Source organism: Rhodococcus sp. NPDC077669, assembly GCF_040686915.1.
Classification (GTDB): domain Bacteria; phylum Actinomycetota; class Actinomycetes; order Mycobacteriales; family Mycobacteriaceae; genus Rhodococcoides; species Rhodococcoides fascians.
This window is the reverse complement of record NZ_JBFBMD010000019.1, coordinates 63,727-83,855: the sequence shown is the minus strand read 5'-3', so window position 1 is coordinate 83,855 and position 20,129 is coordinate 63,727. Positions and strand designations below refer to the sequence as shown.

General features: G+C 63.8%; 20 protein-coding genes and 1 riboswitch. Of the genes, 12 read left to right on the top strand and 8 right to left on the bottom strand.

The genetic code is table 11. From position 1 onward, the window contains the following. Positions 1–1,085: 1,085 nt before the first annotated feature. Positions 1,086–1,370 carry a GNAT family N-acetyltransferase gene (locus AB0P23_RS19400; protein WP_027497965.1) on the bottom strand — a complete coding sequence of 95 codons (285 nt, stop codon included), beginning with the start codon at positions 1,368–1,370 and terminating at the stop codon, positions 1,086–1,088. Between the two features lie 183 nt (positions 1,371–1,553). On the opposite strand from AB0P23_RS19400, the gene AB0P23_RS19395 reads away from it, so the two are divergent. Together AB0P23_RS19395 and AB0P23_RS19390 are read left to right on the top strand one after the other, a co-directional pair. After that, positions 1,554–2,321: a hypothetical protein gene (locus AB0P23_RS19395; RefSeq protein ID WP_032365542.1), complete on the top strand. Its 768-nt coding sequence runs from the start codon at positions 1,554–1,556 to the stop codon at positions 2,319–2,321. Between the two features lie 230 nt (positions 2,322–2,551). Further along, positions 2,552–2,872, top strand: coding sequence for a colicin immunity domain-containing protein (locus AB0P23_RS19390; protein ID WP_027497963.1), 321 nt, complete (start codon positions 2,552–2,554; stop codon positions 2,870–2,872). Positions 2,873–2,889: 17 nt separating this feature from the next. On the opposite strand, the gene AB0P23_RS19385 is transcribed toward AB0P23_RS19390, so the two are convergent. After that, positions 2,890–3,252: a helix-turn-helix domain-containing protein gene (locus AB0P23_RS19385; protein ID WP_032389982.1), complete on the bottom strand. Its 363-nt coding sequence runs from the start codon at positions 3,250–3,252 to the stop codon at positions 2,890–2,892. Positions 3,253–3,317: 65 nt separating this feature from the next. Here AB0P23_RS19385 and AB0P23_RS19380 point away from each other — a divergent pair, with 65 nt between their 5' ends. Continuing rightward, complete coding sequence (locus AB0P23_RS19380) at positions 3,318–3,974, top strand: NAD(P)H-dependent oxidoreductase (protein ID WP_080731785.1); 657 nt, start codon at positions 3,318–3,320, stop codon at positions 3,972–3,974. 20 nt (positions 3,975–3,994) lie between these two features. Next, positions 3,995–5,257: an LCP family protein gene (locus AB0P23_RS19375; protein WP_045840915.1), complete on the top strand. Its 1,263-nt coding sequence runs from the start codon at positions 3,995–3,997 to the stop codon at positions 5,255–5,257. A gap of 12 nt (positions 5,258–5,269) precedes the next feature. Here the strand turns inward: AB0P23_RS19375 and AB0P23_RS19370 are convergent, their stop codons facing one another. The 6 genes from AB0P23_RS19370 to AB0P23_RS19345 all read right to left on the bottom strand — a co-directional run bounded on the left by AB0P23_RS19370 (position 5,270) and on the right by AB0P23_RS19345 (position 10,881). Continuing rightward, positions 5,270–6,007 carry an ABC transporter ATP-binding protein gene (locus tag AB0P23_RS19370; RefSeq protein WP_363798862.1) on the bottom strand — a complete coding sequence of 246 codons (738 nt, stop codon included), beginning with the start codon at positions 6,005–6,007 and terminating at the stop codon, positions 5,270–5,272. Further along, the gene (locus AB0P23_RS19365) at positions 6,000–6,836 is read right to left on the bottom strand and encodes an ABC transporter permease (RefSeq protein WP_032365545.1); all 837 of its coding nucleotides are present in this window, start codon (positions 6,834–6,836) and stop codon (positions 6,000–6,002) included. Before AB0P23_RS19365 ends, AB0P23_RS19370 begins: the two co-directional genes overlap by 8 nt. Then, positions 6,814–7,827, bottom strand: coding sequence for an ABC transporter substrate-binding protein (locus tag AB0P23_RS19360; RefSeq protein ID WP_363798859.1), 1,014 nt, complete (start codon positions 7,825–7,827; stop codon positions 6,814–6,816). Before AB0P23_RS19360 ends, AB0P23_RS19365 begins: the two co-directional genes overlap by 23 nt. After that, positions 7,824–8,546 carry a TenA family protein gene (locus AB0P23_RS19355; RefSeq protein ID WP_032374004.1) on the bottom strand — a complete coding sequence of 241 codons (723 nt, stop codon included), beginning with the start codon at positions 8,544–8,546 and terminating at the stop codon, positions 7,824–7,826. Before AB0P23_RS19355 ends, AB0P23_RS19360 begins: the two co-directional genes overlap by 4 nt. Next, a riboswitch (TPP riboswitch) is annotated at positions 8,540–8,639 on the bottom strand. (Overlaps the previous gene by 7 nt.) A 62-nt stretch (positions 8,640–8,701) precedes the next feature. After that, positions 8,702–10,099: a sugar porter family MFS transporter gene (locus AB0P23_RS19350; RefSeq protein ID WP_027497956.1), complete on the bottom strand. Its 1,398-nt coding sequence runs from the start codon at positions 10,097–10,099 to the stop codon at positions 8,702–8,704. A 116-nt stretch (positions 10,100–10,215) separates the two neighbouring features. Further along, entirely contained in the window at positions 10,216–10,881 is a 666-nt protein-coding gene (locus AB0P23_RS19345; protein ID WP_032401254.1) for a hypothetical protein, read from the bottom strand. A 101-nt stretch (positions 10,882–10,982) separates the two neighbouring features. Between AB0P23_RS19345 and AB0P23_RS19340 the strand changes: the two genes are divergently transcribed. The 8 genes from AB0P23_RS19340 to AB0P23_RS19305 all read left to right on the top strand — a co-directional run bounded on the left by AB0P23_RS19340 (position 10,983) and on the right by AB0P23_RS19305 (position 20,118). Next, a complete protein-coding gene (locus AB0P23_RS19340; protein ID WP_032374014.1) occupies positions 10,983–12,548 on the top strand; it encodes a carboxylesterase/lipase family protein in 1,566 nt (521 codons plus the stop codon). Positions 12,549–12,744: 196 nt separating this feature from the next. Then, positions 12,745–14,265, top strand: a complete 1,521-nt coding sequence (locus AB0P23_RS19335; protein ID WP_032374003.1) for an ATP-dependent DNA ligase — start codon at positions 12,745–12,747, stop codon at positions 14,263–14,265. Between the two features lie 110 nt (positions 14,266–14,375). Next, positions 14,376–15,215, top strand: coding sequence for a nitrilase-related carbon-nitrogen hydrolase (locus AB0P23_RS19330; RefSeq protein ID WP_197077429.1), 840 nt, complete (start codon positions 14,376–14,378; stop codon positions 15,213–15,215). Continuing rightward, positions 15,215–16,636, top strand: a complete 1,422-nt coding sequence (gene hydA / locus AB0P23_RS19325) for a dihydropyrimidinase (RefSeq protein WP_363798854.1) — start codon at positions 15,215–15,217, stop codon at positions 16,634–16,636. The genes AB0P23_RS19330 and hydA overlap by 1 nt, the downstream gene beginning before the upstream one ends. A gap of 2 nt (positions 16,637–16,638) precedes the next feature. Continuing rightward, on the top strand, positions 16,639–17,670 hold the full coding sequence (locus AB0P23_RS19320) for a TIGR03842 family LLM class F420-dependent oxidoreductase (RefSeq protein WP_032401256.1): 1,032 nt from the start codon (positions 16,639–16,641) through the stop codon (positions 17,668–17,670). Continuing rightward, positions 17,667–18,602 carry an ABC transporter permease subunit gene (locus AB0P23_RS19315; protein WP_363798851.1) on the top strand — a complete coding sequence of 312 codons (936 nt, stop codon included), beginning with the start codon at positions 17,667–17,669 and terminating at the stop codon, positions 18,600–18,602. The genes AB0P23_RS19320 and AB0P23_RS19315 overlap by 4 nt, the downstream gene beginning before the upstream one ends. Next, positions 18,599–19,378, top strand: coding sequence for an ABC transporter ATP-binding protein (locus AB0P23_RS19310; protein ID WP_032401258.1), 780 nt, complete (start codon positions 18,599–18,601; stop codon positions 19,376–19,378). Before AB0P23_RS19315 ends, AB0P23_RS19310 begins: the two co-directional genes overlap by 4 nt. After that, positions 19,375–20,118, top strand: coding sequence for an ABC transporter permease subunit (locus AB0P23_RS19305; protein WP_032385076.1), 744 nt, complete (start codon positions 19,375–19,377; stop codon positions 20,116–20,118). The genes AB0P23_RS19310 and AB0P23_RS19305 overlap by 4 nt, the downstream gene beginning before the upstream one ends. The last annotated feature ends 11 nt before the right edge of the window (positions 20,119–20,129 follow it).

Genomic DNA, 20,129 nt, shown 5'->3' with positions numbered 1-20,129 from the left:
GGTCGGGGGTTGTTTGCATTCGAAACCACCACCCACGCAACAGTATTCACCCCTTTCGTTGAACTGAACGCGCAGGCATCGACACCTGCACCCCCCAGTCCCATTATCGCCATACGGACCCTCCGGCCCCCTCGCCTCAGGGCCGCGAACGCGCGCGCACTCGCCGGACGCGAGCAGAACAGTGACACCGGACTGCGCGCACCTGACAAACGCGCGCGCATTCGCATAGCACCAGAGGTGCCGGCACCACGTCGCCTCCGACAGTGCCGGACGTTCACTCGCAACACCCACCCCCCGTCGCATACGTGAGCGCATCGCGCAGACAAAGGGGATCGGTGATCCCCAACGTGTCGGCCGCTGCGGCGCGCCACCCCACCCCGTTCGCACACGCGAGCGCGTTTGCCACACGCGAACAGAACAGCGACACCGGACTGCGCGTACCTGACAAACGCGCGCGCGTTCGCGTACACCGGGAAGGCCTACCGACCGATCGAATCGAAGTAGTCGGGCCACACTCCACCACTCATTCGAGTGCGCCCCTAAAAAGTCCAGCTGCACAACAATTCTCGAGCGCGGAATTTAATCAGTGGAGTCCGATGCCTCGGCAGTGCATGATCGTCGTACGGGTACATCGCATCGATCGTGGAGGTGGACAATGGCAGCAAATTTCGAGCTCGCAGGCCGGGACGTCGTCTACACGCGATCCGCGGCTATTGCCGATCACGCTCTCTGAGTAGAGCTTTCGCGCATCGAGGCCGATGAGCCTCGACAACGACGCGTCGACTATTTTGCGCCGCACGGCTGTGCTCCGTGTGAGGCGTCCATTCTTTCTGTAGGAGAACAGATGTACTACGAACATGTCTCGAGTGAACATCGACAACGGGTTGCCCGGGGTGTCGAGAACTACGAACGGCGTCGCGTAGCAGCCGAGCGGGCTGCGGAAAGTGTTGCGGCACAAGAACGAATCGAACCCGTTCAGGAATCGGGCGGGAAAACGACTGGGAACGACGAGGGAACACCCGGAAACGGTGACAGTTCTGAATCCGGTATCGGGTCCGGATTCGTCTCGGCAAATCGCTGACCGGTCATCGTTTGACCAGATGTGAATATCGATCGCCGGCTGCGTCGATGAAGTCGCGCACGAACCAGCACGCAGGGACCACTTGGAGGCCCTGCGTGCTGGTGTCGTCGAGGGCGTATTCGGTGAGCGCGGCGGCCAGCCCTCGGCCGCGGAACCGAGGCAGTGTCACGGTGTGGTGGAAGGTTCGGACGCCGTTCGACTCGAAGTACTCGGAGTACCCGGCCGGCTCCGAGTCGACGTGAATCTCGAATCGGTGGGCGGCGGTGTCATGGGTGATCGTCACCGGCATTGCGGTACCTCCTGGCAGTGTTCGATGTCTCCACGGTAACCGGCAGCCGAACGGCGATCGTTCGGTAGTTACTCGAGCACGCATCGACGCAGTAGGCTGAGGGAAACCGAGTCGTGCGAGCGCCACCCGTCGCAACACCTCTCTTCATAAGTACGGGGCGCTCGAGGCTTAAGGCGGCAAACCGTGGAAGACACATCCGACCGGGGAATCAAGGCTTTCATCAGAACCGTCGCGCAGCGCGGTGGACGCGCGGAGCGTCTTACCACCTCGCGTCGCAATCCCGTTCAGGTCTGGTCGATGGACGGTAAGTCCTCGTGCATCGTGCGGGTGCGATCGAAGGTGACGGGCGACTGGAAGGCCCGCAGACAGGACGAGTCGCTCGAGAGCGACGACACGGGGTCGTCGTACTGGGTGTTCGTGGACCTGGCAACCGAGGAACCGCGGTTCTACATGGTGTCCTCCGAGGAGATGGCGTCGGATATTCGTGGAGAAGTGGATCTGTGGGTACAGGATTCGCCGCTGCGGACGCGAACCGGGCATCACGCCATTGCAGTCGACAGGGTGGCTCACGGCAGTGAGCGCTGGGAACTGCTGGGACTGAGCGCCACCTTGGACACGTCCGTCGACGTCGGACCCGAGCAGACGTGGGTTCGCACGCCCAGGGTCAAAGCAACGCGGAAGTCCAAGGTCGTCGTCGAAGAGGAAGTGATCGACAACCGGGTACGGGTGGTGGCCGATTGCGAGGGATACCGGCTCAGCGGGCGATTCGACCCGCACACTCAGCGCCTGGAAATCACGGCCGGGCCGATGGAGGGTCGACGCTTCGACAACCCGTCCGTCGCCGCCAGTGCCGTCGCCACGCATATCAGTGGAGATGTCGAGGAGCGGGACGGCTGGCAGTTCTGGCAGTTGGACACTCCCGATCGCGCCCCTCTCGGTTCCTTTCAGTAAGAACTAGCAGGTGAACGCGGTGATTTTGTGAGCTTTCACCAAGTTCGCGCAAGGTGCGGAAACCGTCGAAGTGTCTGATTAACCTGGCGCTTGTACGACGAGCTCCCTGTTTCAATCGCTGGGTCGAATCGATGCTCGAGAGTTCGTCTGTGCATCGGGTTTCGGGTCTCAGCGAGCTCGACGGTCGACAGTGCGAGGGGTGCTGTCGACCGTGGGGAGAGGTATTCACCATGGAGCAGTCATACCGAGCGGCATCCGCTCATTCGTCCCGCTTCCTTTTTCTCATCGCACAGTTCGTCGATCGGAGAATTCCGGCGGAGTTCTTCTCGACGCAGTTTCGAGAACTCCAGAACACGCGGGTGACGTACCTCGATGCAGAGGTGTCGTCGGTGATCGGGATGCTGTCGGTCGACGTCGGGGCGTATCTGGGAGACGTCGACCTTCGCGGCGTGGACTACATCGATGCGGAACAGCTGTGGCGTGCAGCCGGCCACGCGTTTCGTGACCTCATGACATTGCAGTCCGAGCAGTTCGAGCGCGAGGCCGGCTGATCGGCCGCCGCAGCCCGTCAGCGAAATCGATCACGGTGTCGCAGAAGGTCTTCCAGCCGGAAGCGTCGGTGGGTGCCTCGCATTTCGATCGGTAGGTCTCCGGCGTCTGCCAAGCGCCGGACGTAGGTGTCGGAGACACCGAGTACCTCTGCCGCTTGCGAGGTCGTCAGCAGTTCTTCGACGGTTCCGATGGCCACAGCCCTGGCGGTGGCCAGCTGGGTGAGCAGTTCGAGCACCGCAGCGCGCGCGGGGTCGTCCAGGTCCACCGACACTCCGCCGAGACGGACATCGACGTCCGTGTCCGTGTTCTCGTGCAGTGCCGTCGTGATTCGTGCGGCGGAGCGCGAACTCAGCGCGCGGGTGACGAATCGGAAGTCCATCCGACCAGGATAGGAGCGTCCGGTTCGCCTAGGCTCGGGACACCCACCATCCGAGGAGTGTTTCAGTGCCGCAGTTGTTGCACCTGGATTCGTCTGCCGACCTGTCCCGTTCGATCAGCCGTCGGGTGACAGCCCACTTCTCGGACGCGTGGCACACCATCGGAACCGATCATTCGGTGATTCGCCGTGATCTGCACGTCAATGCATTGCCACATCTGCCGACCTCGGCACTGCATTGGGCACCGCACCTGCGGACTGCCGACGAGACCGTGGACGCGGCAGCCGAGGCTCTTCAGGTCGAGCTGATCGAGGAACTGATCTCCGCGGACGTCGTACTGATCGGTGCGCCGATGTACAACTGGTCGATCCCGTCGACGCTGAAGGCGTGGATCGACTACGTGCACGTTCCCGGAATCACGGTGCCGTTCGACGGCGACACAGCACCACTCGTCGGCAAGCCTGCGGTTGTGGTCACCAGTCGGGGGAACGAGTACACCCCGGGCTCGGAGGCAGCGTCGATCGACCACACCACGGGGCAGCTGCGGCAGGTTCTCGGTGCCGCACTGGGCATGGACGTGCATTTCGTCCCGATCGACCTGACCCTTGCCGAGCGGGTTGCCGGTCTGGCACCGAAGATTCCGCAGGCTCGGGCCAGCCTCGACACGGCATTATCGGCCGTCGACGAGCTCGCGCGGCGTTTGGGCACGATCTCGCCCGTGTGAGAGCCGAGTAGCCTGTCAGGGTGCAACCGAACGGCCCTGGTAGCGGCATCGAACGTGGACCAGGACGCCACCGGTTGGCGCGTCCGTCCGGCGACCACGCTGTTGCGCTGCGGATCGGCCGAGTGCTCGTTGCGACGGCGGCGGTGGCGTCCGTCGCAGTCAGTGGCGTCGGATTCGCGGTCTACCGGGAGGCAACCACCGGACTGACCACCTCCGATGCGCTCGACGGTATCGCGAACAACGATCCGGATGTCAACGGTGCCGACACCAACATTCTGCTGATCGGGCTCGACAGTCGTAAGGACATGGACGGCAACGATCTGCCGGCCGCGTTCGTCACCGACACCCTGCATGCCGGTGACAGCGACGTCGGGGGATACAACACCAATACGCTTCTGCTGGTGCATCTTCCGGCCGGCGGTGGACGAGCGACAGCGCTGTCGATACCGCGCGACGACTACGTCGACGTTCCCGGGTACGGCAAGCGCAAGATCAAGGAGGCCTACGGGCTCGCCAAGGCCGATGCCGACACCCAATTGCTCGACGAGGGTGTCACCGACGCGGCCGAGCGTGAGCGTCGAGCACGCGAGGCGGGGCGCCGCTCGACACTGACGGCCGTTCGCGATCTCCTCGATGTGCCGATCGATCATTTCGCCGAAGTCAATCTTCTGGGGTTCTACGACGTGGCGACGGCAGTCGGCCCGATCCAGGTCTGCCTGAACAACCCGGTGCACGATACGTACTCGGGTGCGGACTTCCCTGCGGGTGCGCAGGAATTGAGCGCGACTCAGGCGTTGTCCTTCGTGCGTCAACGGCACGGACTCGACAACGGTGACCTCGACAGAACCAAGCGGCAGCAGGCGTTCGTGGCCGGGGTGATGGCCAAGCTCAGCGCATCCGGCGTGCTGGCGAACATCAGCGAATTGCGTGCGCTGATCGCGGGTACCAAGAACGACATCGTCATCGACGCAGGCCTCGACCCGATCGGCCTGGCCGGGGGAGCCGGTGCCGTCATGAAGGGTGATATCGACTTCTACACGCTGCCGATCACGGGCTACGACACCGTCGACGGTCAGGACGTCAATCTCGTCGACGTCGACGCCATCAGAGCCGAGGCAGCGCGATTGATCGGTCCTGCGCAGCCGACGCCCGCAGCCCTCGATCCGACGTCGGATCCGGCACCACCACCGCTCGAGGTAGCCGTACCCGAGCCGTCTCAGGATCTACCCGCCGCCCCGGATCAGGGTGTGCACAGCAACGGCGGCATCCCCTGCGTCGACTGATCCCTGCGTCGGTCAATGGTTCGGCGAGCTCGACAGAACATCCATCAACTGCTTCTCGACGGCGGCGAACTGTGGCGTCGTCACGATCTCGAGCTCCCGGGGTCGAGGCAGCGGTACGTCGACCTGTCGTCGAACGTGGGCGGGTCGTGGCGAGAGGACCACCACCCGATCGGACAGGTAGACCGCCTCGCGGATGTCGTGGGTGATCATCAGCACCGTCCACCTGAACTCCGACCAGACCTGCTGCAGCCAGGCCTGCATGTCACTACGGGTCAACGAGTCCAGTGCCCCGAAGGGCTCGTCCAACAGCAACACCGACCGTCCCTGCACCACGGTGCGCAGCAGTGCTGCTCGCTGCCGCATGCCACCGGACAGTTCGGACGGGCGTGCGGATTCGTACCCGTCGAGACCGAACACCGGGAACAACTCGCGTGCCCGCGCTCGTGCCTCCTTCTTGGCGACGCCTTGTACTTCGAGGCCGAGCGAGGTGTTGTCGAGCACCGATCGCCACGGGAACAGCAGGTCCTTCTGCGGCATGTAGGCACACGGCGGGACGCGGACCGAGCCCGAATCGGGTGTATCGAGGCCGGCGAGCATGTTGAACACCGTGCTCTTGCCCGACCCGCTCGGACCGATGATCGACACGAATTCACCGGGCCGGACGCCGAACGACACGCCGTCGAGTACCGGTTTTCCGCCGAACGATTTTCTCAGAGCCGAGATGTCGATGCTGTGCTCTACGTCAGACATTGTGCCCCGCCGAGCCCTGACGTGCCCACGGGGCGACGACGCGTTCGACCACGAACGTCGAGACGAACAGGAGCACGCTGATCACCGCGGTGACGGCAACGGCAGCAAGTACCAGGTCGGTACGGAACGAATTCTTCTGCTGACTCATGTAGATACCGAGTCCTGCGGTGGCTCCGGCGTATTCGGCAAAGATTGCGCCGACGACGGCGTAGGTGATGCCGATGCGAAGCGAGGTGAAGAACCGAGGAAGTGCCGACGGCAGCCGTACGTACCGGAACTGCTGCCAGCGGCCGGCCCCCATGGTGGCCAGGAGGGCTCGCGCGTCGCGATCTGCGGCGGCGAACCCTTCGATGAGCCCGATGGCCATGGGAAAGAACGTTGCCAGTGCGATCACGAGAATCTTCGGTAACAGTCCGAACCCGAACCAGATGATGAGCAGCGGTGCGATGGCGATGATCGGCAGTGTCTGCGAGACGACGAACAAGGGTACGAACGCACGGCGCAGCCACGGCGAGAAGTCCACGGCGATGGCGAGCAGCCAGGCCAGCACGAGAGAGACCGCGAACCCGACGAGTGTCACCTGCAGTGTCGCTGCGGCATTCTCGGCAATCGCCTCGCGTTGGGCCCAGCCCTGCGTGAGAACGCGGCCGGGGGAGGGCAGTACCTGTGGCCTGATGCCGCTGACCTCGACATAGATCTGCCACACCGCGATCGACAGGACGACGACGGTCACCGCGGGCCATGCCCACCGCAACGAAGCTCGGACACCGCTGAGCGAGAACGTTTCTCGCTCGGCGGTCACCGGCTCATCGATCGCCGAGGTAGTCATCGGTGAAATAGGTGGACCAGTCCGGTTCGGCGCTCAGCGGTGCACCGTTCTGATCGGTGAGTACCCCGCTGTCGTAGAGAAACTTCGAGTACGCGGTCCACGTGTCGATGCTCTGTCGTCCGACCTCGCCCGCGGAATCCTTCATGTACTTCTCTGCGAGCATCTTCTGACTCTCGAACACCAACGACTCGTCGGTGAACGTGCCGGGATTGGCGTCGATCAGATCCTGAGCCGCCCTGTCCGGATCGTCCGCTGCGAGTTGGTAGCCACGCTGCAGCGCCTGCACGAACTTCTTCGCCTCGTCCGGATGCGCAGCCAGCCACGGCTCGTTCCCGCTGATGGTGATGGCGTAAGCGTCGGGGAACCCGTAATCGGTGTAGTCGAAGTACTTCATCGGCGTTCCGCTGTGCTCTGCCTCGATGCCCTCCCACGCGAGGTAGGACACGGTGAAGTCCGCAGTGCCGGAGTACACCGCCTCGTAGGCCGATGTGCCGAGTACGACGGTCTCGTATTCGCCTGTGCCACCGTCGTTCTCGATGACCTGCCGGAGCCCGGCCTGCTCGCCGGATTCACCGAAACCGGCGTAGACCTTGCCGTCGAGTGCGCGTGGGCTCGCGATGTCGTCCCGATCCGCACGCACTCCGATGCCGGTGGCCCAGTGCTGCAGTGGTGCGAGGACGGACACGGTCCGGGCGCCGGCGGATCTCGCGAAGACCGTCGAACTCTGGGTGCTGATACCGAATTCGGCGTTGCCTGCATCGACGAGCGTGTCCGCGGCCGTGTTGTTGTACGGCAGTACCTCCACATCTAGCCCGGCGTCGGCGAAGTAGCCCTCCTGAAGGGCGACGTAGAGGCCGGTGTGATTGGTGTTGGGAGTCCAGTCGAGGGCGAAACGGATGGTGTCGGAATCCGTCGACTGCGAGCAGCCGGCCATCACCGTGGTTGCGAGGACTGTCGCCACCATCACCGTGAGCGATCGAGACGTTCTCATGCGTGCACCGCGCTCTCGGTCGATGGCCACGGAGTGGGGTGTAATGCGCTGTCCCAGAACATCAATTCGTACCTCGACGCAACGACGAAGGCGTCGATCATCTGCTCACGCTGCAGTTCCGTCGCAGAGTCGGCCGCGTCGTCGACGAAGCCCTTGGCGGCATCGACGATGGCATGGAATTCGGGTGCGTCGTAGTTGGCCACCCACTGTGCGTAGGGATGACCGGGATCGCGTGCCAGCACGGCTTTCGCCGCTCCGGCGAGCGAGCGGCCGACGTCGGCGTAGATCCAGAAGCACGGCAGAACAGCTGCCGCCGCAACGGGATACGGCTCGGTCGCGGCGACGGCCGTCAGATAGGAGGTGTAGCCGAGGCATGCCGGTGAAGGCGTCGGCGTCTCGGCGGAGGGCGGGAGAACGTCTCCGGTGAGCATGGCCTCGTGCGAGGCGGCCTCGTCCATCGCACTCGCTGCAGCGCCGGCCCAGAAGGCTCCGGCCACCGGTGTCGGCGCGTGCGCTGCCAGCAGGGAGAGCGACTTCACGTAGCCACCCAGATACAGCGAATCCTGTTCCAGATATCGACGGAACGCGTCGAGTGGAAGGGTTCCCGCACCGAGTAGGCAGAGAAATTCGAGATCGTCGATCGCGCGTCTGATGTGCGCGGATGCGTCCCAGAGTCGAGTGGTGAAGCGGACCGGGTCCGCAGATACAACAGGCGTCATCGCCTTGACATCCCTTCGTCAGTATTACCTGCATCAGGTTCGGCGGGTTTGATCTCAGCATCCGCATCGGCGGACACACCCCGTGTCAGAACGTCAGTGACAGTAACACCGGTCACGATGTGCCGGTGTTACTGCCCCTTCACCTCGGCCTGGGTCTAGCCCAGCATGTCCTCGAGCTCCATGCCCTTGGTCTCACGGATGTTGGACTTGACGAAGAGGAACGACAGCGCAGCGAAGAGCGCGAAGCCGGCGTAGATGACCCACAATCCGACGGACGACGTCAGTGGTGGGAAGGCAAGCGTGACAGCGAAGTTGGCGATCCAATTCGCAGCCGTACCGATACCCAGAGCCATGGCGCGCATCCGGTTGGGGAACATCTCGCCGAGCATGACCCACATGATCGGCCCCCAGGTCGATGCGAAAAAGATGACGAACAGATTCGCCCCGACCAACGCGATCGCACCCCACGGCGACGGCAGACTGACCTCGTCGCCGCTGCCGGTCGCCTGCGAGAAGGCGACGGATGCCATGACGAGTCCGACGAACATTCCGATGGACCCCGCCATCAGCAGCTTGCGCCTGCCGATGCGATCGACGAACAGAATCGCCACGAACGTCATGGCCACGTTGATGACCGCGGTGATGACCGAGGTGGTGAACGACTGGTCCTCGGTGAACCCGACCGACCGCCACAGCGTCGTCGAGTAGTAGAAGATCGCATTGATGCCGACCAGCTGTTGCAGGACGGCCATCGTGATGCCCACCCAGACGATCGGCTGCAGACCGAACTTGGGGCCACGGATGTCGGCGAACGACGATCGGGCCTCCTTGCGCAGCGTCAGCCTGATCTCGTGCACTCGCTCGTCGGGATGCAGCTCGCCGGTGATGTTCGCCAGAACCGCGGCGGCTTCCTCGTCCAGATGCTGACCCACCAGGTAGCGGGGTGACTCCGGGATCAGGGTAGCCAGGATTCCGTAGACCAGAGCGGGGACCACACCGACGAGGAACATCCAGCGCCACGCTTCGACACCGAACCACAGGTCGTTGGAGGCTCCGTCGGCCGCACCTGCGAGAAGGGCGTCGGACAGCAGGGCAGCGAAGATACCGATGGTGATCGCCAATTGCTGCAGCGAGGCCAGCGCGCCACGCCATTTGGCGGGCGCGATTTCGGCGATGTAGGCCGGTGCGATGACCGACGCGATACCGATGCCGAGACCGCCGAGCACACGCCAGAGCATGAGATCGGGAACGCTGAACGCGAGCCCGGAGCCGACCGAGGAAATGACGAACAGAGCCGAGCCGAGCAGCATCACCTTCTTGCGGCCCCAGCGATCGGCGAGGCTACCGGCGAACCAGGCACCGATCGCGCAGCCGATCAGGGCGATCGCAACCACGAAGCCGGTGGTGAACGAGCCGAGAGAGAAGTGGTCTTCGATCGAATCGACAGCTCCGTTGATGACCGAACTGTCGAAGCCGAACAGGAAGCCGCCTACAGCGGCGGCGACGCTGACGCCGATGACCTTCGCTGTGTGACGGTCCGAGGTCTGATTCATGTGTGATGCACCTTCTGGCCGCGCGCGGGCGCCGGCCGCTGGGGAGACCGTACGGCAGGGATTGTCGTACCGTCCTGGGACATTACGCCTGGTCTTTCGCCGCGCGAACGACGCCGTCAGCGAAGGTCGAAATCGTCGTCCGAGACGGTGAATCCGTGGCCGACCTGATCGGTGCAGGTGACTCCGGTCTGCTCGTCGACGCTGCATCGAAGCCCGTTGGTGGATCCGCTACCCGCGACGGTGAGTTCTTCGCCGTACGGGAGTGCCGCCGCGGGTCCGTCGAATCGGTGGAACTTGGGATCGCCCAGGCTCTCGAACTTCGCCGGGGAGCCGGCGATGATCTGCACGGAATTGGGTTTCACCCGGTCGGAGGATGCACTGTCGGTCACCTCGGGGGCCGAGTCGGGCAGCGAGCCGTGGCAACCGGCGATCGACGTCTCTTGTACGGCTATACCGCACTCGAACTTGCCGCTGGGGCTCGTGAAGTAGTACCAGCCCGGAGCCTTGCCCGCGTATTGCGTCGGGTTCGCTTGCTGGGCACCCGCATTCGGCGTGGTCTTCGTGGTGCTGGACGGTGTCGTGGAGGACGGTGTCGTGGAGGACGGCGTGGCAGGCACACTGCTCGACGGCAGGCCACGGTCGGTGGTCGGAACCGCGGTGATCGGCTGGGGGCGGTCGGTGATGACCGTCGCCATGGGTCCGTCACCTCCGCCGCTCGAACCGCAGGCGGACAACAGACACACTCCGACGACCGCCGCCAGGGCGGATCCAATTCTCTTCATGACTCGTTCCTCGGTTCGATGGGAGCGCTGCCGGGGGTTTCGAGCGGGCCGGCGTCGGGGATGGAGTTGGTACGTTGAGCAACGACCCGAAGGGAGGTGCGATGGACGACACCACGTCCGACTCCACCGTGCGTGTGAGCACGCCGTACGGCGACGTTCTCGGCTACCCGGTTGCGGCCGACGCATCGCCGACAGTCGCCTGGAGGGGTATTCCGTACGCGACGCCGCCGGTGGGTGAGTTGCGGTTTCGAGCACCGCGTCCCCTGCAGCCGTGGAACGGCGTGCTCGACGGTCTGCACTTCGGTGCGATGGCACCGCAGGGCCGCGACAGCCCGGTCCCAATCGATCCGTCGTTGTCGATCTCCGAGGATTGCCTGTCGCTCAACGTGTGGGCACCACGGCCGGACGGCGAACTGCGTCCGGTGCTGGTGTGGATCCACGGCGGCGCGTATTCGCTCGGTTCGTCCGCGCAACAGGTGTACGACGGGCGACATCTGAGCGAGAACGGCGACGTGGTCGTGGTCTCGATCAACTTTCGTCTCGGCGCATTCGGCTTTCTCGATCTGTCGTCCTTCTCCACCGACGAACACGTCTTCGAGACCAATCTCGGCTTGCGCGACCAGATTGCGGCGCTGCACTGGGTCCGGGAGTGCATCTCCGCCTTCGGTGGGGACCCCGACGAGATCACCGTCTTCGGCGAGTCCTCCGGGGGCGCGTCGGTCACCACTCTGATGACCTCGCCCAAGGCCGAGGGGCTCTTCCATCGAGCGATCGTGCAAAGTGCCCCGGCCACGTCCGTGTACGGTCCCGAACGCGGCGCTGCGGTGGCCGCCCGGTTCCTCGAGCTCGTGGGGGTCGACCGCGAGGACGTCGGCGAGTTGCTCGAGATGCACTTCAGCAGACTGGTCACCGCGGGGGACACCCTCTGCTACGAGATTCCGACCACAGTGCCTGGGACACTGGGGCTTTCGCCCGTCGTCGACGGAGACATCGTGCCCCGCTATCCGGTCGCGGCCTTCCAGAAAGGTCTGTCGCACAGAATTCCGTTGATCATCGGCACCAATCACGACGAGCCCTCGATCTTCCGGTTCATGAAGTCCCCGTTGATGCCGATCACATCCGACACCGTCTCGGAGATGTTCCGGGCCATCGCGCACGATCACGCGGACATGCCCGCCTCGCGCATCGCAGAAATCATGGCCGCCTACCCGGACAGGAACAAACCTGCTGGGGCTCAGGCCATCTCGCGTGACGCAGGCTTCGTCATGCCGAGTCTGTGGATCGCCGACGGGCACAGTAGGCATTCGCCGACCTGGATGTACCGTTTCGATCACGCGACGCCGATGCTCAAGGCCGCGCGAGTAGGGGCCGGCCACGCGACCGAACTGCCGTACGTGTTCGGCAATTTCGGAACTCTCAACCGAGATCCCACCTTCTGGCTGGGGGGTCGGAAACCGGCGATGGCGGTGTCGGCCCGGATGCAGCGGCGGTGGCTGGCCTTCGCGCGGTACGGAGTACCGGCCGCGCTGGATGCGTCCAAGCACTGGGCCCCGTACACCGAGAAGAATCGATGGACTCTGGTGATCGATACGTCCGACACGCTCGTCGACGATCCCGACGGAGACATGCGCGCTGCCTGGGGCGACCGGGTGGTGGGATTCAGCTGACCCGTCGCCGGCCCGCCGCCGGGTCGTTCCGCAGGCTTCACTCCTGCTCGGGACGTCACAGGCATGCATCGAACGTAACAGCAAGAACACCGGCCGCTGGAGTCACAGCGGTAACAATTGAATGTCAGGCAGGAGTGGAGCCTGCGGAATGACCCGGTTGGGTAGGCCAGTCGGTGGGTGCGGTTATGTTCGATGAGTGCTGATGTCCAGGATTGTCGAAACCTCTCGGGCCGTGGCCGCGACCCGTTCGCGCAAGGTCAAGATCGAGGAGCTCGGTGCTGTGCTGTCCGAGGCACAGGCGGGTGACATCGAACCGGCGGTGTCGTGGTTGTCGGGCGAATTGCCGCAGGGACGGATCGGGGTCGGCTGGCGCACACTCGCAGATCTGGATGTCCCGTCCGCATCGGTGTCGACGCTGACCGTTGCCGAGGTGGACGAGAAGTTGTCCGAGGTGGCGGCGACGTCGGGCGCTGGTTCGGCTGCGCGACGTTCGGCCCTGCTGCTGGACTTGTTCTCGCGGACCACGGCCGACGAGCGTGCGTTCGTCATCAGGTTGGTCACGGGCGAGCTGAGGCAAGGTGCGCTCGAGGGCATCATGGTCGACGCTGTCGCGGCTGCCACAGCTCTGCCGCAGGCGTCGGTGCGGCGGGCGTTCATGCTGTCCGGTCGATTGTCTGCCACTGCCGTCGCCGCCATGACCGGTGGTGTCGAGGCATTGAACGCCTTTCGACTCGAAGTCGGTCGGCCGGTTCGCCCGATGCTGGCGTCGCCGGCGGAGTCTCTTCGGGGTGCCTGGGAGCAGCTGGCGGGGGACGTGACGGTCGAGTACAAGCTGGACGGTGCCCGAATTCAGGTGCATCGCTCGGGATCCGACGTGAGCATCTACACGCGCACCCTGCGCGATATCACCGCCGGTGTGCCCGAGCTGGTGGAACTGGTCCGTGCACTTCCCTGCGAGTCGGTGGTCCTCGATGGCGAAACACTCGCACTGGACGACAGCGGCAGACCGCGTCCGTTCCAGGAGACGATGAGCCGGTTCGGTGCCGAGAGCGCGCACGAGTTGCTGCTGCAGCCCTATTTCTTCGACTGTCTGCATCTCGACGGCGTCGATCTGCTCGACGCTCCACTCGAAGAGCGTCTCGCAGCGCTCGACAAGGTGGCACCGGGCCATCGGATTCCGAGTGCCGTACGGCCCGACGCCGACGGGGCGGCTGCCCACTTCGATGCTGCGCTCGATGCCGGGCACGAGGGAGTCATGCTCAAGGCCCTGAGCGCCCCGTATGCGGCAGGCCGGCGCGGAAAGAGTTGGCAGAAGGTCAAACCCGAACACACTCTCGATCTCGTTGTTCTCGGCGCGGAGTGGGGATACGGCCGACGGACGGGCTTTCTGTCCAACCTGCATCTGGGGGCCCGCGATCCCGACGGCGGTGAACCGATCATGGTCGGCAAGACGTTCAAAGGCCTGACCGATGTGCTGCTGCAGTGGCAGACGGAGGAATTCCCGAAGCACGAACGCGAGCGAGATCAGCACACCGTGTACCTGCGGCCCGAGTTGATAGTCGAAATCGAACTCGACGGAGTGCAGGTCAGCTCGCGCTATCCGGGCGGGGTGGCGCTGCGTTTCGCCCGAGTGTTGCGATACCGACCGGACAAGAACCTTGCCACCGCGGACACCATCGATGCCGTCCGCGCGTTGTTGCCCAACTCGAACTCGTGAGTTCGCCGAGAACTGTGCACGATTAATACATACGAAACCGGACGAACGATCCCGTAACACGGCGCAAAATACCTTGAGGGTGCAAGCCAGCGAGAGATGGAGTGCCGATGATGTCCACAGTTCGAGCTGCGTTGGTCCAGAGCACGTGGACCGGTGACAAAGAATCGATGATCGAGGCACACGAGGGGTTCGCTCGGTCAGCCGCCGAGCAGGGCGCGAAAGTTGTCTGCTTTCAGGAGCTTTTCTACGGTCCGTACTTCTGCCAGCTTCAGGATGCGAAATTCTACGAGTACGCCGAATCCGTACCGGGCCCGACGGTCGACCGGTTCGCGGCGTTGGCGAAAGAGCTCGGGATCGTCATGATCCTGCCCGTCTACGAGCAGGAGCAGCCCGGGTTGCTCTACAACACCGCTGCTGTGGTCGACGCCGACGGCACGTATCTCGGTAAATACCGCAAGCATCACATTCCCCACGTCAACGGATTCTGGGAGAAGTTCTATTTCCGTCCCGGCAACCTGGGGTGGCCGGTGTTCGATACCGCCGTCGGCCGCATCGGCGTCTACATCTGTTACGACCGGCATTTTCCCGAAGGCTGGCGTGCTCTCGGACTTGCCGGTGCCGAGATCGTCTTCAATCCCTCGGCAACCTCACGGGGTCTGTCGAATTATCTGTGGAAACTCGAGCAGCCGGCCTCGGCCGTCGCGAACGAGTACTACGTCGGTGCGATCAACCGCGTCGGAATCGAATCCGAGTACGGCGACGACGATTTCTACGGCACCAGCTATTTCGTCGATCCCGAGGGCAAATTCGTCGGCGAGGTGGCGTCGGATTCGGAGTCCGAGATCGTCGTTCGGGACCTGGACATGGACCTGATCAAAGTGGTTCGCGACCGATGGGCGTTCTACCGCGACCGTAGACCCGACGCCTACGGCCCACTGGTGCAACCCTGATGGCCACCACCTTCGTGCACGGCGGCACTGTCGTATCCACCACCGGCGCACAGGAACTGGATGTGCTCATCGACGGTGAGACCATCGTCGCAGTGCTGGCACCCGGCTCGGTGTCCTTTGCCGCAGATCTGAGGACATCGGCGGACGTCGTCATCGATGCCACCGGGAAGTACGTGATTCCGGGCGGCGTGGACGGACACACGCACATGGAGATGCCGTTCGGTGGCACGTTCGCCTCCGATACCTTCGAAACCGGGACGCGCGCAGCGGCGTGGGGTGGTACGACGACCATCGTGGATTTCGCCATCCAGACTCCCGGCCAACGCGTCCAGGACACTCTGGCGCAGTGGCACGACAAGGCCGCCGGTCGGTGCGCGATCGATTACGGGTTTCATCAGATCATCGGCGACGTCACCGATGATTCGCTGAAAGCCATGAGCGAGTTGGTCTCCGAGGGTGTCACCAGCTTCAAACTCTTCATGGCGTACCCGGGGGTCTTCTACTCCGACGACGGCAAGATCCTGCGAGCCATGCAGTCGGCGGCGGAAACGGGTGCGCTGTTGATGATGCACGCGGAGAACGGGATTGCCATCGATGTCCTCGTGGCCCAGTCCATCGCACGCGGCGACACGGCCCCGTACTTCCACGGGACATCGCGTCCGTGGCAGCTGGAGGAAGAGGCGACGCATCGAGCGATCATGCTGGCCGACGTCACCGGAGCGCCGCTGTACGTCGTGCACGTATCGGCAAAGCAGGCTCTCGAACAGATTGCGCAGGCTCGGGGCAACGGGCAGAACGTGTTTGCCGAGACGTGTCCGCAGTACCTCTATCTCTCGCTCGAAGAACAACTCGGTGCACCCGGCTTCGAGGGGGCCAAATGGGTCTGCTCGACGCCCCTGCGGTCGCGGGCCGAGGGCCATCAGGACGAACTGTGGCGCTACCTGCGCACCGGTGACGTGGCAACCGTCAGTACCGACCATTGCCCGTTCTGCATGAAGGACCAGAAAGAAATGGGAATCGGCGATTTCTCCAAGATTCCCAACGGAATCGGTTCGGTGGAACATCGCATCGACTTGATGTTCCAGGGGGTCAAGAGCGGCAAGATCACCCTCGAGAAGTGGGTCGACGTCTGTTGCACCACCCCGGCCCGGATGTTCGGTATGTATCCGAGAAAGGGCGTCATCAGCCCGGGAGCAGATGCCGACATCGTGATCTACGACCCGAACGGGCACACCAGCATCGGGGTCGAGAAGACTCACCACATGAACATGGACTACTCGGCGTTCGAGGGTTTCGAGATCGACGGCCACGTGGACACCGTGATGTCTCGCGGGCGCGTCATCGTCGACAGTGGATCCTATTCCGGCACCGCGGGACACGGCCGCTTCGTTCGCCGCGACCTGTCACAGAATCTGATCTGAGCATGGACATCGGGGTGGTGCTGCAGTGCAATCCGCCGGCGTCGCGGGTGATCGATCTGGCCAGACAGGCCGAGACGCATGGGTTTTCGCACGTATGGACGTTCGATTCGCATCTGCTGTGGCAGGAACCGTACGTCATCTACAGTCAGATTCTGGCCGCGACCAGGCGTGTGACCGTGGGTCCGATGGTCACCAATCCGGCTACCCGCGATTGGACCGTGACGGCGTCGACGTTCGCGACACTCAACGACATGTTCGGCAATCGAACCGTCTGCGGCATCGGTCGGGGTGACTCCGCGGTCCGCGCCCTCGGAGGGAAGCCGACAACACTTGCCTCGCTTCGGGACTCGATCGAGGTGATCCGAAGTTTGGCCAACGGGCGTAGCGCTCGGGTGGGTGACACGACGGTGCAGTTTCCGTGGGCGGAGCACTCGACGCTGGAGGTGTGGGTCGCGGCGTACGGACCGAAAGCCCTCGAGCTCACCGGGCAGGTAGCGGACGGATTCATTCTGCAATTGGCAGATCCGGACATTGCTGCGTGGACGATCGGCCGAGTGCGCGCGGCGGCCGAGCAGGCGGGCCGAGATCCGGATTCGATCTCGATCTGCGTGGCAGCTCCCGCCTACGTCACCGACGGTACCGAGGCCGGTCTCGAACATGCCCGCGACCAATGTCGTTGGTTCGGTGGAATGGTCGGCAATCACGTCGCCGATATCGTCGCACGCTACGGCGGTGACGGCGGCGGTGTTCCGCAGGCACTCACCGACTACATCGCGGCGCGCAAAGGGTACGACTACAACGAGCACGGTCGAGCCGGAAACTCGCACGCAGAATTCGTTCCGGACGAGGTGATCGACAGGTTCTGCCTACTGGGCACCCCGGCCGATCACATCGCCAAGCTGAAAGAGCTGGAGACACTCGGCGTCGACCAGTTCTCGGTCTACCTCCAGCACGATGCCAAAGCGGCGACGCTGGAAGCGTACGGAGAGAGCATCATTCCGCAGATTCGCACATCTGTGACGGCTACGTCGTGACGGGTGTTCTCGATCAGGCGGCGGTGGTGACACCGAGTCCTGCCCGCTCGGCGCGAGGGCTTCGTCGTCCGGCCATGGCAGTAGCGGCGGTCGTGCTGTTGCTGGTGTTGTGGGAGCTGGTGAAATTGCTGGTCCCCGAAAACGGCGTCAGTGTCGGTGGCGTGCGGGTGTTGCCGCGCACCGACGACGGCGCTCTGCCGCATGTGTGGTCGGTATTGGCGGCGCTGACCGAGCCGGAAGTGAACGTCGCCGGGGCGCGCAGTGTCGGCGCTGCGATCGTGTCCAGCGGACTGTTCACGTTCGGGCTCGCGGTACTCGGGTTCGCGCTGGGTGCCGTCGTCGGACTGGTGCTGGCTGTCGCGATGCAACGATTCGTGTGGGTGGAGCGGTCCGTCTTGCCCTACGTGATCGTCTCGCAGACGGTGCCGCTGATTGCGCTGGCACCGCTCGTCGCCGGCTGGGGCGGGAAGATCGCCATCGGCGGGTATGCCTGGCAGCCGTGGATGAGCATCACCGTCATCGCGTCGTATCTCGCGTTCTTCCCGGTGGCGGTAGGGATGTTGCGCGGGCTACGTGCACCCGACCGGGCGTCCCTGGATCTGATGCACAGTTACGCAGCCGGATGGTGGACCACTCTTCTGCGGCTACGGCTCCCGGCCTCGGTGCCGCACCTGATACCGTCTCTGCGGCTGGCTGCTGCTGCCGCTGTGATCGGTGCAGTCGTTGCCGAGATCTCGACCGGAACCACCGGCGGTATCGGCGAGCAGATCATCGTGTTTTCGCAACAGGCGACGGGCGATGCGTCTCGTCTGTACGCAGCTGTCCTGGGTGCAGCGGTGCTCGGACTCGTGGTCACCGGATTGGTGGCCCTGCTCGATATCGCGCTCGGTCGATACGCAGGCCGTACTCCTGCACGAAGGGCGGATTCATGACCGTGTATGCCGTCCACGTCGAGAGCGTCGGTAAGACGTTCGACGGGGGAGTGACGGCGCTGGAGAATGTGTCGCTGTCCATCGCTCCCGGCGAATTCGTCTCCCTGATCGGACCTTCCGGCTGCGGCAAGTCGACGCTGCTTCGCGTCATCGCAGATCTCGAGCAACCCACCTCCGGTGCGGTGTCGGTGTTCGGTCTGACGGCGCGGCAAGCTCGCGTCGAACAGAAGTACGGCATCGCATTTCAACAGGCAGGACTGCTCGAGTGGAGAACGGTGCAGTCGAACGTTGCACTGCCGCTCGAGCTGCACAAGGTGTCCAAACGAGAACGGGCCGAACGGGTACGTGAACTGCTCGACCTCGTGGGACTCACCGATTTCGCCGACAGCTTTCCCAGCCAGTTGTCCGGGGGCATGCAGCAACGCGTCGCGATCGCTCGTGCACTGGCCCGAACACCGGGACTGTTGCTGATGGACGAACCGTTCGGCGCACTCGACGAGATGACACGCGAGAAGATGCAGAACGACTTGTTGCGCATAGCCGAGGAGTCGAGCGCAGCAGTGGTGTTCGTGACCCACTCCATTCCCGAAGCGGTGTATCTGTCCGATCGAGTGGTCGTGATGTCTCCCCGGCCGGGGAGGATCGTGGACACACTCAGGATCGACACCTTCGGCTCCGACGGGGACCCGCGTCAATCGACGGAATTCTTCGCCGCCATCACCTCGGTTCGGGATGCGCTGCACGGGCGCATGATCCGCGGTGCGGATCTCCGATGAAACTCTGGCTTCCGCCGGTGGTGTTCGGCGTTGTCGTGCTCGGATTGTGGCAGCTGCTGACCGTCGCCGCCGGGGTACCGTCGTTCCTGCTGCCGTCACCCAGTGCGATTGCCGAACAGTTCGCGCGCAACGCCGCGAACATCGGATCGGCAAGTGTGGCAACCGGAACCAATGCTCTGATCGGACTGGTCGCAGGATCTGTTCTCGGTCTTCTCGCAGCGGTGGTGGCCGTTCGCCTGCGGATCGTCGATGAGCTCCTGACCCCGTTGGCGGCGGGTGCGGCAGCGGTTCCCATCGTGGCCCTCGCTCCGGTGTTCAACTCGATGTTCTCCTCGACGACCGATCTACCGCGCCGCCTCGTGGTGACCATCGTCGTGTTCTTTCCGGTATTCGTCAGTGCCGCAAAAGGACTGCGTCAGGTATCGCCGGTACACCACGACTTGATGACGTCGTACGCGGTCGGCGGCTGGCAGTTCACGCGGATCGTTCGTCTCCCGTCCGCGGTGCCACACATCTTCACCGGGTTGCGGGTTGCTGCTCCGAATGCTGTCATTGCTGCCATCATCTGCGAGTACTTCGGTGGATTGCAGAACGGTTTGGGGTCGCGGATCACGTCCGCCGCGGCGAATACGGCCTATCCCCGGGCGTGGGCCTACGTAATGGGTGCCATTGCAGTCGGGTTGCTGTTCTTTCTGGTTGTCCTGTTGCTGGAGAAGCTCGTGTCCCGGCGTCGTACCTAGGAGAAGTCGAA

Excerpts from the sequence above, each read along its gene's own strand:
- AB0P23_RS19400 (WP_027497965.1), bottom strand. The coding sequence starts at position 1,370 with ATGCCGGTGACGATCACCCATGACACCGCCGCCCACCGATTCGAGATT.
- AB0P23_RS19390 (WP_027497963.1), top strand. The coding sequence starts at position 2,552 with ATGGAGCAGTCATACCGAGCGGCATCCGCTCATTCGTCCCGCTTCCTT.
- AB0P23_RS19385 (WP_032389982.1), bottom strand. The coding sequence starts at position 3,252 with ATGGACTTCCGATTCGTCACCCGCGCGCTGAGTTCGCGCTCCGCCGCA.
- AB0P23_RS19370 (WP_363798862.1), bottom strand. The coding sequence starts at position 6,007 with ATGTCTGACGTAGAGCACAGCATCGACATCTCGGCTCTGAGAAAATCG.
- AB0P23_RS19365 (WP_032365545.1), bottom strand. The coding sequence starts at position 6,836 with ATGACTACCTCGGCGATCGATGAGCCGGTGACCGCCGAGCGAGAAACG.
- AB0P23_RS19360 (WP_363798859.1), bottom strand. The coding sequence starts at position 7,827 with ATGAGAACGTCTCGATCGCTCACGGTGATGGTGGCGACAGTCCTCGCA.
- AB0P23_RS19355 (WP_032374004.1), bottom strand. The coding sequence starts at position 8,546 with ATGACGCCTGTTGTATCTGCGGACCCGGTCCGCTTCACCACTCGACTC.
- AB0P23_RS19350 (WP_027497956.1), bottom strand. The coding sequence starts at position 10,099 with ATGAATCAGACCTCGGACCGTCACACAGCGAAGGTCATCGGCGTCAGC.
- AB0P23_RS19345 (WP_032401254.1), bottom strand. The coding sequence starts at position 10,881 with ATGAAGAGAATTGGATCCGCCCTGGCGGCGGTCGTCGGAGTGTGTCTG.
- AB0P23_RS19340 (WP_032374014.1), top strand. The coding sequence starts at position 10,983 with ATGGACGACACCACGTCCGACTCCACCGTGCGTGTGAGCACGCCGTAC.
- AB0P23_RS19330 (WP_197077429.1), top strand. The coding sequence starts at position 14,376 with ATGTCCACAGTTCGAGCTGCGTTGGTCCAGAGCACGTGGACCGGTGAC.
- hydA (WP_363798854.1), top strand. The coding sequence starts at position 15,215 with ATGGCCACCACCTTCGTGCACGGCGGCACTGTCGTATCCACCACCGGC.
- AB0P23_RS19320 (WP_032401256.1), top strand. The coding sequence starts at position 16,639 with ATGGACATCGGGGTGGTGCTGCAGTGCAATCCGCCGGCGTCGCGGGTG.
- AB0P23_RS19310 (WP_032401258.1), top strand. The coding sequence starts at position 18,599 with ATGACCGTGTATGCCGTCCACGTCGAGAGCGTCGGTAAGACGTTCGAC.
- AB0P23_RS19305 (WP_032385076.1), top strand. The coding sequence starts at position 19,375 with ATGAAACTCTGGCTTCCGCCGGTGGTGTTCGGCGTTGTCGTGCTCGGA.